The organism is Pseudomonas machongensis, assembly GCF_034961125.1.
GTDB classification, from domain to species: domain Bacteria; phylum Pseudomonadota; class Gammaproteobacteria; order Pseudomonadales; family Pseudomonadaceae; genus Aquipseudomonas; species Aquipseudomonas machongensis.
The window spans coordinates 364,200-374,868 of sequence record NZ_JAYFUI010000190.1; the positions used below are offsets into that span (position 1 = coordinate 364,200).

The window sequence follows — 10,669 nt, forward strand, 5'->3', positions numbered from 1 at the left end:
AAAGCCCGCACGTTAGCAGGTCAACGGCGCCCCGTCTTCCAGCTGTGGGCATTGCCGACATTGATGTAGTCTTCCAGTGGCGTCAGCAGCGCGGAAACGCGCTTCACCCATTCAAATACCGCGCGCTCGGGACGTACGCCGTTGTCCTGCGAGTGGAAGATATACAGCTTCGCCTCGGTCAAGGCCTTCTCGATCGCGCTAGCTCTGTGCCGCATCGTATTGAGCAGACCAGGGCCAGTCACCCGTGATACCTCACGCATGTACTCGGTGAAACCAGGATCGGAAAACTTCGGACGATGCCCAAGCTTGCGACTAGCGCTGAAACGCTGGGACATTTCCCGCAACACCGCATCGAGCAATGGATTGCCCTTGAGCGAGGCGAAATGACTGTTGTTGGGGCCGTTGAGCATCAGGGTCGCGTTGCTCACCACCCCGCCCACCGCCAGTTGCCCAGGGCGCAATGTCAACTGAGGCAGCGGGCGGAGCAGCACATCGTCCATGTCCATGTACACCCCGCCCAACTCATCTATCAACTTGTAGCGCAAGGCGTCGCAGGCCGCCGCATAGTTGCGGGTTTCCGGCCGCAGGAAGAACTTGAACACCTCACCCTGCGGACCCTCCTCGAAATCCTTGAAGAACGCGTCTCCCTTCAAGGACGTGCAGGTTGCTCCTGGGTAGCGCGAGCGTAGCTTGCGCAGCTGCAACGCATTGTTCACCCCCCATCCACTGCGGCCTAGAAAATGCAAATGCAACTGATAACCGCCGGCCCGTGCCATCTCGATGTTGCCCTTGAGCGTGGAGTCGTGAGACGCAATCAGATTGTCTGCGCTGCCGATCCAGATCTGGTGGATAACCTTCGGGAGCAGCTCCAGCCCACTGCTCGGCGGCAGCTCTGGCAACACCGGCCGCTGGAGACACTCCAGTTCCAGGCGCGCTTGCTGGCGCTCCAATCGAGAAGCCGCAGGGCCAGGGTCGACGGCGCCCAGATAGGTATTCGTCTGCTCATCCCGCCGGTAATAACGACCTTTGGAAGATGAGTACCAGCAGCAATAATCCAGATCGAACAGCACCTCCACCTCCTGGGTGCCGTCCATGATCCGGAAAGTCCTGCCACTGCTATTGGCGCTTTCTCGGACGCCACGCATCACCTTCACCGGCATTGGCCGAACCGGCAGCGGTTGATCCATTCCGCCCAGCAACCCCGGGCGGCGCACGATCAGCCAATCGCCTGTACGTGGATCACGTTCGATTCTTGGATCGGGATTGGAAAACAACGAGCGGCTTTGAACCCCGTCGCCTGACCCGATATAAAAAGTCGACGTGCGTTGCAGCGGGTCACGCACTTCGTAGACGGGGTAGTAGCGGCCCTGCAAAGACACGTTCAACCGGCCATCGAAGACCAGTAACCCCTTGCGCAGGCCGTGAGAAATGACAAAGGGCGCGCCCTGAGGCTTGGGCACTTCGTCGATCGCGACGACCGACCGTACACCGCTGCCGCCCATCAGGCGCAGCGGCACTCCCGAAGCAACGGGAGCCCTGAACCGGTAGAACTTTGCATTAGCCAGGCCGCTCAGGCTGGTCAAGGCCTCGAGGGCATAGGTTCCGGCCTGCTCGCGCTGCCCGCTGGCCAGCGCCGCATAGCTGTTGAACATGTAATAGCCAAGCTCTGCCAGGTCGAGCACGGTCATGACCCGCGCAGGAATCAGCGCGCTCAGCACGCGGAACACGGTGACAGCGATATCCAGGCCACGCTCCAGCCGCAACTCGGCATCGGAAACCGCCAGGCTGTTACCTTCGGCCAGCAGATAAGCGATGCGATAATTGAAAATTGCCTTGCCTATCGGTTGGTTGAGGGTTTGCGTCGCCAGCTCTGCACCGGCCTTGCCATCAGCGATGCGGAGCAACAGAGGCAAGGCGGTCCCGAGCTGATGACGGCCGAACCGCGACACCCAGTACTCAGCGCTTGCAGGCCACGGGGACATCCGTTGGAGACCTTCGAGCTCCTGGGCCAGCACGCTGCGCAGCGCACTGCGAGAGCTGTGACGCCTGAACGGCTTGCCAGATGGATGGCCGGGTGTATAGCAGATCAGTGACGACTCACCCACTTCATGGAAGATCAGCACGTCACGCAGAGAGTTGCCACCCAGCGTGAGCCACTGCAACTCGGCACGCTGCCCTTCGCGTATAGGCCGCTGGTCCGGCGATGGATGATCCAGAATGTCCTGGACAACCTGATACCCGGAATCGTCAAGGTCACCGGTAGCATGCGCCAGGAACGCATCGAGCCGCAGACGTTTCTCGAACAGGCTTGTCGCAGCATCGTGGCGCCGCTGGTGCAGAGCCTTGGTTTCGCCATCGGACGGTGTCTTCAACGCGTCGCTGATTGCTTGTCGATAGTGCGTCTGCAGGTCAAGCCGCTGGATCAGGCTGCCCAGCCGAGTACTGGAAAGATAGCGTGACTGAGCCTGAGTAACGCCACTGAATTCGACCGTCCAACTGGCGTCGGCCCTGGCATCCATGCGCATGGCGATGTATTCGAGCAACGAGCACTCGCTCTGCACGCTTTGCGCCTGTCCAAGATCAGGAGTGACGCCCGGCGCAAGCTCCGACTCTGGCAACTCGGGGCTGTATTGGACGACGTCGATCTCGACGGTGACAGCACGGGGGTCCAAATCCTGCCCGTCCTTGCGCAACTCGGCGCGAATCCGATCACGGGCGAAATCCTCGAACGCGGGTAACTGCTGCCAATAGTCCTCGGCGAGGCTCTGCTGCTGGGCAATGTCCAGCAACAGGCCATCCAGCATGTCTTGCTGCGCTTGGGCAAGGTTGCGCAGACCATCTGGTAGTTGCGCCCGCAACGACTGGCGTTCGGCCTCGAACGCCAACAACACCTGCGTTGAACGTGCACGCGATACATCCAGGCCGATACGATCATCCCATACACCGGGCAGCTCGCAGGTCGCGCTCGCGCGCCAGGCCTCACACTGCTGTCTGGCCAGGTGCTCGAACGGATTGCCCTCGATCACCCCGGCTCGCACTTCGAAGCTTGCGTCTTCGCGCTCCCATTCTTCCAGCAACGCCTGCTGCGCCTCCGGTGCCAGGCGCATCAACAAGGCCAAGCCCCAGGCGCGATCCTCCAACAATGCCTTGCGCACCCCGTCCAGGGTGGCCTGGAGGTTGTCGTGACGACGGATGAAACCGAAGTGCCCGCTGCAATACAGTACAGCTTCGCCGGTCAGAGCCTGCCGCTCGGTAACGTAGGACAGTGCCGGGTCGTAGCCGGCCGGGATTTCGCTGAGAACCAGCATGCCTGGCAAAGAGAAGGACTTCGAGCTTCCACCGGTGCGCACCGTCAGGTCATAGACACCTCTTGGCACGCTGCGGTCGGAAAAACGGGGGTGGGCGACGATGTCTTCGATCAGCGCCCTGGCTTGGGCAGTGAGCGTTCCGACGCTCTCCAGCAGTTGCACATCATCCGCCAGGCTCGCGCGCACCTGCTGCTCCATGGCCAGTTGCCGAGGGGCCAACGACAGCTGCGCGGGAACCTCCCAGTAGGTTTGCGCATCGACCTCGAAGCGGCTGAGCACCGTCTTGGCGTCTATAAGCTTCAAGGCGTCGTGCACCTGATCCAGGGTCACGTCCGCAATCAGGTCGGCTTCGGCCAGCGAACTGGCGCTCGACGACAGCACCGCCTGTGCCGGGTCGAAGAGATCAGCCGTGGTCTGCCGCAGCCGTGCCAACTCAACCAGGCTTCTCAGGGCGTGGGCATGGGTGACGGTACGCTCCTCGGAGCCCTCGGCACCGATGAATTGCAACAGGTAGGGAGCTCGCGCCAGCAGGCCTGGCAACTGTGCCTCGAACAGCGCAAGGGCCGAAGCGCCGAGCGTGGGCAGGGCATCGGTTTGCGGGAATTGATCGGGGAGTTCGGCGGCAAGCGGCTGGGGTTGCGGGGGATGGGTCATGGCGGCAATCTCTTATGAAAATCGAGAGGTTGCCGCCACCGGACGGACAGTCGGTGCTAAGTATGTCTTCCTGGAGCTCGGTCTTCCTAGAGCTCCGCTGCCAGGCGCGATCCCTGGTTGATCGCGCGCTTGGCATCGAGCTCGGCAGCGACATCCGCACCACCGATCAGGTGCACCGATTGCCCCTTGGCCAGCAGCCCTTCATACAGCTCGCGCTGCGGCTCCTGCCCGGCGCAGATCACCACGTTGTCCACCGCCAGCACCTGCGGTTCGCCCTCGCCAATGCGCACATGCAGGCCCGCATCATCGATCTTCAGGTAATCGACGCTGTTGAGCATCTGTACCTGTTTGTTCTTGAGACCCGTACGGTGAATCCAGCCAGTGGTCTTGCCCAGGCCGTCGCCGACCTTGGTCTTCTTGCGCTGCAACAGATAGACCTGGCGTGCCGGGGCATGGGGTTCAGGTTTGACCCCCGCGATACCGCCGCGGGCTTCAAGGCTGGCATCGATACCCCACTCTTTCCAGAACGCAGCGCGATCCTGGCTGGTGGCGATGCCCTTGTGCACCAGGTACTCGCTGACGTCGAAGCCGATACCACCGGCGCCGATCACGGCCACCCGCTCACCTACTGGCTTGCGCTCGAGCAGCACATCAAGGTAGCTCAGAACCTTGGCATGCTCGACCCCGGGGATGGTTGGCGTACGTGGGGTGATGCCGGTAGCCAGGATAATCTCGTCGAAGCCGCCCGCCGCCAGTTCGTCGACACCGACACGGGTGTTCAGGCGCAGCGTCACGCCGCTGTTCTTCACTTTGTTGGCGAAGTAGCGCAGGGTCTCGAAGAACTCTTCCTTGCCCGGCACACGCTTGGCGACATTGAACTGCCCACCCATCTCGGCGCTGGCATCGAACAGGGTCACCTCGTGCCCACGCTCGGCGGCGACCGTCGCCGCGGCGAGGCCAGCAGGCCCTGCACCGACCACGGCGATGCGTTTCACCGCACGTACGGGCAGGTAGTTGAGCTCGGTCTCGTGGCAGGCACGCGGGTTCACCAGGCAACTGGTCAGCTTGCCGCCGAAGGTGTGGTCCAGACAGGCCTGGTTGCAGCCGATGCAGGTGTTGATCTCGTCCGCGCGGCCCTCGGCAGCCTTGTTGACGAAGTCAGGGTCGGCGAGGAAGGGCCGGGCCATCGATACCATGTCGGCATCGCCTTCGGCCAACACGGCTTCGGCCACTTCCGGCGTGTTGATACGGTTGGTGGTGATCAGCGGAATCTGCACTGCGCCGCGCAGCTTGGCGGTTACCTTGCTGAACGCTGCGCGCGGCACCTTGGTCGCGATGGTCGGGATGCGCGCTTCGTGCCAGCCGATGCCAGTGTTGATCAAGGTGGCACCCGCCTGCTCGATGGCCTTGGCCAACTGCACGATCTCGTCCCAGTTGCTGCCACCCTCGACCAGATCAAGCATCGACAGGCGGAAGATGATGATGAACTCACGGCCCACCGCTTCACGTACGCGTCCGACGATCTCTACCGCAAGACGCATGCGGTTCTCGTAGCTGCCACCCCAGCGGTCGGTGCGGTGGTTGGTGTGCGCGGCGAGGAACTGGTTGATGAAGTAGCCTTCCGAACCCATGATCTCGACGCCGTCGTAGCCGGCACGCTGGGCCAGTACCGAACAGTTCACAAAGTCATCGATCTGCTTCTGGATGCCCGCCTCGTCCAGCTCCTTGGGCTTGAACGGGTTGATCGGTGCCTGGATGGCACTGGGCGCCACCTGCCGGGGGCTGTAGGCGTAGCGACCGGCATGCAGGATCTGCAGGCAGATCTTGCCCCCAGCCGCGTGCACCGCCTCGGTGACGATCCGATGCTTATCGGCTTCTTCGTCGGTGCTGAGCTTGGCCGCACCGGAGTACACGCCACCCTCGTCATTCGGCGCAATACCGCCGGTCACCATCAGGCCCACCCCGCCACGGGCACGTTCGGCAAAGTAGGCGGCCATCCGCTCGAAGCCACCCGGGCGCTCTTCGAGACCGGTGTGCATGGAGCCCATCAGGGTGCGGTTACGCAGGGTGGTGAAGCCCAGATCGAGCGGGGCCAACAGGTGTGGGTAACGTTCGGCAGCCATGGAGGGACTCCTGATGAGGCGTGATCACGGAATGCGGGTGCCTCACACGGGCCCCGTCGTTTGTCTGCCGTCGACATTAAACAGGCGTTTGAACTGGCTCAATGATCGAAACTGACAACTTATTGATCCTGCTGCACAGCGGGACTACCCTAGAGCACCCTTGGCCTCAAGATGCCGTATCGCTTCATGCGCAAACTCCTGGCAAGCGCCCTGGCGCTGGTGATGATCGCCGCCCTGTTCAGCTATGGCTTCTGGACCCAACAGCGCCCGGAAGGTCATTACCTGTCTGATTTGCGCATCGAACTGGCGCTCAACCAGGGGGTACCCGGCGAGCACGGCAACCTGCTGGGCATCGAGCCGCTGCTCTACCCCAGCGACTACCAGAACCTCGGGCGCCTGCACCGCAAGCTCTCGGCCTATCTGGAACAGGCCCGCGCCCAAGGCTTGGTCAACCCGCGAACGGTGGTGGTGCTACCCGAGCACATCGGCACCTGGCTCTGGGCCCGCGGCGAGAAAAAGGAGCTGTACCAGGTCACCCAGTTCCGTGAGGCCTGGCAGTGGCTGGAGCTGAGCAACCCCGTGCGCTACGGCCTGGCCATGCTGGCGGCCACTGGTGATGACCGCCGCTCCGACGCGCACCTGCGCATGAAGGCGCGGCAGATGGCCGCTGACTACCAGCAACTGTTTGGCGGCCTGGCCCGCGAGTTCGGCGTCACCCTGGTGGCCGGCTCCATCGTGCTGCCGTCACCCTATGTCGAGGAGGGCCAGTTGCACGTCGGGAAAGGCCCGCTGTTCAACAGCAGCCTGGTGTTCGCCAGCGATGGCACACCGCTTGGCCAGCCGCAGTTGCAGCAATACGCCGATAGCGAGGTCCGTCGTTTCATTCAAGATGGCCAGGCCCAGCCACTGCAGGTCGTGCAGACCCCGGCGGGGCGCCTGGGTGTACTGGTGGGCAGCGACAGCTGGTATCCGCGCAACCATGAACTGTTGGCTCACCAGTCGGTGCAACTGATCGCCAATCCGGTATTTCTCAGTGGCAAGGGAAGTTGGCAGGAACCCTGGCGCGGCAACCGCCACCAACAGGCTGCCAACCAGTTGCCGCTGAGCAAAGGCGAAGTCAGTGAAGAGGCGGCTTGGCGTCAACTGATCCTGGCCGCCAACCCCAAGCTGCCAAGCATCAGTGTCTTCCTGCGCGGCCAGTTCTGGGAGCTGGGCAGCGACGGCCAGGGCTTTGCCAACCAGGCGGGCGCGCAACTGGCTGGCAATCCCAGCCAGGGTGCCCGCCTGCTGAACCTCTGGCTGTAAGGGCATGCGCCAGCCACGCGTGCGCCTGGGTGACCTCTCGGTAGGTTTCGTCCAGCCCCTGACCGAAGCCCTGCAGGAGCTCGGATATGACCCGGCACCGCTGCTGCAACGTTATGGGCTGGATGCCATGCGCATGAACGAAGCCGGTGCCCGCCTGTCGATTCCCCGCTACATGCACCTGGGGCATGCAGCCATCGAGCTCAGTGCCGAGCCCGCCCTGGGGCTGCGCATGGGACGCCTGAGCCGCCTGGCCCAGGCTGGCCTGGCAGGCGTGACGGCAGCGCAAGCCCCGAACGTGCGCGAGGCCGCGCGTACCCTGCTGCGCTATGAGCCGCTGTACGCTGCCAACTATCGTGGCAGCTCGGCCTTCATCGAAGACGCCCAAGGGGCCTGGCTGCGCTTTTATTCGATCAGCCCGTACAACACCTACAACCGCTTCGTGGTCGATTCGTTGCTGGCCGGCTGGCTGGCACAGCTGTCAGGGCTGGCTGGCACGCCGCTGCTGGCCGAACGCATGGAAATCGAGTTCGAGGCGCCCGCCTACAGTAACCTGTACCAACCGTTGTGCAGCACGCCCGTGCAGTTCGGTGCCGCCAGCAACCAGCTGCGCCTCGGCCAGGCCGCCCTCGCGCTGGGCAACCCACACCACTGCCCCAATACCTGGCAGCACCTGCTGCAACTGTGCGAGGCGGAGCTGACACATCGCACGCGTGTGCGCAGCCTGGGCGAACGCATCACACATCTGCTCGGCCCATTGCTCAACGGCGGACGGGAGCCTGACCTGGAGGAAGTGTCCCGCCACCTGCAATTGCCCACCTGGACCTTGCGTCGCAAGCTGGCCGAGGAAGGCTCGAGCTTTCGCGGCCTGCTCAACGACACCCGACGCGACCTCGCCGAAACCTATATCCGCGACACGGAGCTGGCCTTCGGTGAAATCGCCTATCTGCTGGGGTTTGCATCGGCCGAAGCCTTCCAGCGCGCATTCAAGCGCTGGACGAGGCTGACACCGGGGGAGTTTCGCCGCCATCAGCGGCAAGTAGGCTAGAGCTCGGTGGCGTCTTCCGCCGGCTCCGGGGTATCCAGTTCATATGCCTGGAATTCGAGAAGTTCTTCCTGATAGTCGTCCATTGGCCTGCGTCCTCTTGCATTCATTTTTTCATGGGTCTGGCCATCAAGCTAAGCGGGCCGGATGAAGGAATCATGACATCCCCATGAGGAATAAACGTAGCAGGCGTTCAGGTCGTTAACCGCAGTACGTGTGTAACAGCAGATGAAGCATTTCCCTAGAGTGACGAAGGTACCGGCTCGCTGGTGGGTGCCGCTTGCTGCACCTGGATCGGCGCAGCTTCGACCGGCGGCGCGATAGGCTGGGAGCCCTGGCTATCGTCGACCACTGGCGCCGCGGGCGCCTCGCTGGCGGCTGGTGCTGCAGCGGTCGGCGATGGCGCGTGCTCCGAAGGAGTCACCGGCGCTGCCGGCTCGACCTGCGGCGCGCTGCCAGACACCGGTACCGCCGCTGGCTGTGCGGCCGGGGCCAAAGCCGCAGGCTCGGGCAAGCCCAACTCCTGCGCCGGTTTTTCAGGCTTGGGCGCCTCCACCTGAGGGGCGGCCTTTTTCTGCTTCTTCGGTTTTGGCAGGTAGCTTTCGACCAGCGCGAAATAACGCTCGTAGAACTGCGGCGAAGTCACGGTTTCGCTGGCCACCTTGACCATGGAGTCGTCGGTGGAGCCGATCGGCATCGACACCGAGCCGAGGATGCCTACACCGAGGCTGGCCGAGGTGTTGGATTTTTTCAGGGTGTAGCGATCCTGCAGGGCGTTGGCAAAGATCGTCGAACGCTGATCGTCGCTGCTGTCGGGGGCGCAGGTGATGTTGAAGCTGATCTGCAGGTGGTTCTCGGCGTTCTGCTGGAAGCTCTTGTTGCCCGCCACCTGGCTTGCGTCACTGCTGGTGATGATATAGCCCTGGCTCAGCAATGCCCGGCGCGCGGCTTCGCACGACCCGGCATCGCTGACCTGGAAGCTGCGCGAGAACGTCCCCGAGTCGTCGAAGTTCTCGTGTTCGTAGATCGCTGCCTTTTTTGAGGAACAGCCGGAAACACCCGCCAGCACCAGGGCCAGCCCGAGCGCTACAGAGACGGTAGATCTGGACATTGTCAATTCCGGGAAGAACGAATGGTGCCTATTGTGCAACACATCGCTGGGTCGCTGAAACCGCTGGTCGGTGAAGAGTCTGTCAGCATCAGGTAAATGTTCGGAGTGACCCCATCAGCTCCACGCAGATGTCTAACCGCACTGGCGATTGATACCAAGGCCGGCACTAGCCATTTACCAGGCCACAGAAACAAAAAAAGCGACCCTAAGGTCGCTTTCTTTGTGCCTCGAGGGGTTCAGTGACCTCGAAGCGAATATGGCGCAGCGGACGGGACTCGAACCCGCGACCCCCGGCGTGACAGGCCGGTATTCTAACCGACTGAACTACCGCTGCGTATCGCACAGGCCGAAGCCTGGTTGAAACTGGGATCTGCATGCCAGCGCATGACGCTTGATGCCACAGACCGGTGAAGTTCACCCATCTGTTGAAGTATGGCGCAGCGGACGGGACTCGAACCCGCGACCCCCGGCGTGACAGGCCGGTATTCTAACCGACTGAACTACCGCTGCGTATCGCACAGGCCGAAGCCTGGTTGAAACTGGGATCTGCATGCCAGCGCATGACGCTGGTGTTGCAGGCACAAAAAAGGCGATTGGTTTATCGCCTTCAATGTCGCTTGGAGGAGTTCTAGGGCCTCGAAGCAGAAGATGGCGCAGCGGACGGGACTCGAACCCGCGACCCCCGGCGTGACAGGCCGGTATTCTAACCGACTGAACTACCGCTGCGTATCTTGCAGGCCGTAACCTGCTTGAAACTGGGATCTGGCAGGAAGGTCTTGCCTTCATGCCACAGACCGGTGAAGTTCACCCATCTGTTGAAGTAAGTGGCGCAGCGGACGGGACTCGAACCCGCGACCCCCGGCGTGACAGGCCGGTATTCTAACCGACTGAACTACCGCTGCGCATATGGACTTGCGTCCTGTTCCTCTCTGCTAGAAAGCTTCTTTCGAAGCGTCCTGGGCCAGGAACAATCTCAGGAAGTGGTGGGTGATGACGGGATCGAACCGCCGACCCTCTGCTTGTAAGGCAGATGCTCTCCCGGCTGAGCTAATCACCCTCGCGATGTTGCTTGTTGCGTTTGCTTCGCTGAGGCCGCGAAATTTACGCAGGTACCGATGCTAAGTCA

At 62.4% G+C, this 10,669-nt stretch carries 6 protein-coding genes and 5 tRNA genes; 3 read left to right on the forward strand and 8 right to left on the reverse strand.

All coding sequences use genetic code 11. From position 1 onward, the window contains the following. Window positions 1-20: 20 nt before the first annotated feature. On the reverse strand, window positions 21-3,638 hold the full coding sequence (locus VA602_RS23880) for a dermonecrotic toxin domain-containing protein (protein WP_323454515.1): 3,618 nt from the start codon (window positions 3,636-3,638) through the stop codon (window positions 21-23). On the opposite strand from VA602_RS23880, the gene VA602_RS23885 reads away from it, so the two are divergent. Continuing rightward, window positions 3,618-3,980: a hypothetical protein gene (locus VA602_RS23885; protein ID WP_323454516.1), complete on the forward strand. Its 363-nt coding sequence runs from the start codon at window positions 3,618-3,620 to the stop codon at window positions 3,978-3,980. The genes VA602_RS23880 and VA602_RS23885 overlap by 21 nt on opposite strands. A 68-nt stretch (window positions 3,981-4,048) precedes the next feature. Here the strand turns inward: VA602_RS23885 and VA602_RS23890 are convergent, their stop codons facing one another. Then, entirely contained in the window at window positions 4,049-6,085 is a 2,037-nt protein-coding gene (locus VA602_RS23890) for an NADPH-dependent 2,4-dienoyl-CoA reductase (protein WP_125930411.1), read from the reverse strand. A gap of 186 nt (window positions 6,086-6,271) precedes the next feature. Here VA602_RS23890 and VA602_RS23895 point away from each other — a divergent pair, with 186 nt between their 5' ends. Both VA602_RS23895 and VA602_RS23900 read left to right on the forward strand, forming a co-directional pair. Further along, entirely contained in the window at window positions 6,272-7,390 is a 1,119-nt protein-coding gene (locus tag VA602_RS23895; RefSeq protein WP_063546687.1) for a nitrilase-related carbon-nitrogen hydrolase, read from the forward strand. 4 nt (window positions 7,391-7,394) lie between these two features. Next, window positions 7,395-8,435 carry an AraC family transcriptional regulator gene (locus tag VA602_RS23900; RefSeq protein WP_323454517.1) on the forward strand — a complete coding sequence of 347 codons (1,041 nt, stop codon included), beginning with the start codon at window positions 7,395-7,397 and terminating at the stop codon, window positions 8,433-8,435. 238 nt (window positions 8,436-8,673) lie between these two features. On the opposite strand, the gene VA602_RS23905 is transcribed toward VA602_RS23900, so the two are convergent. From VA602_RS23905 to VA602_RS23930, 6 genes are all read right to left on the reverse strand, one after another. Continuing rightward, window positions 8,674-9,543 carry a DUF2242 domain-containing protein gene (locus VA602_RS23905; protein ID WP_323454518.1) on the reverse strand — a complete coding sequence of 290 codons (870 nt, stop codon included), beginning with the start codon at window positions 9,541-9,543 and terminating at the stop codon, window positions 8,674-8,676. Window positions 9,544-9,800: 257 nt separating this feature from the next. Continuing rightward, window positions 9,801-9,877, reverse strand: a tRNA-Asp gene (locus VA602_RS23910). Between the two features lie 99 nt (window positions 9,878-9,976). Further along, a tRNA-Asp gene (locus VA602_RS23915) sits at window positions 9,977-10,053 on the reverse strand. Window positions 10,054-10,192: 139 nt separating this feature from the next. Next, window positions 10,193-10,269 (reverse strand) — tRNA-Asp (locus tag VA602_RS23920). 99 nt (window positions 10,270-10,368) lie between these two features. Beyond that, window positions 10,369-10,445: transfer RNA gene (locus tag VA602_RS23925), tRNA-Asp, on the reverse strand. Between the two features lie 79 nt (window positions 10,446-10,524). Beyond that, a tRNA-Val gene (locus tag VA602_RS23930) sits at window positions 10,525-10,600 on the reverse strand. Between the last annotated feature and the right edge of the window lie 69 nt (window positions 10,601-10,669).

Excerpts from the sequence above, each read along its gene's own strand:
- VA602_RS23905 (WP_323454518.1), bottom strand. The coding sequence starts at position 9,543 with ATGTCCAGATCTACCGTCTCTGTAGCGCTCGGGCTGGCCCTGGTGCTG.
- VA602_RS23900 (WP_323454517.1), top strand. The coding sequence starts at position 7,395 with ATGCGCCAGCCACGCGTGCGCCTGGGTGACCTCTCGGTAGGTTTCGTC.
- VA602_RS23895 (WP_063546687.1), top strand. The coding sequence starts at position 6,272 with ATGCGCAAACTCCTGGCAAGCGCCCTGGCGCTGGTGATGATCGCCGCC.
- VA602_RS23890 (WP_125930411.1), bottom strand. The coding sequence starts at position 6,085 with ATGGCTGCCGAACGTTACCCACACCTGTTGGCCCCGCTCGATCTGGGC.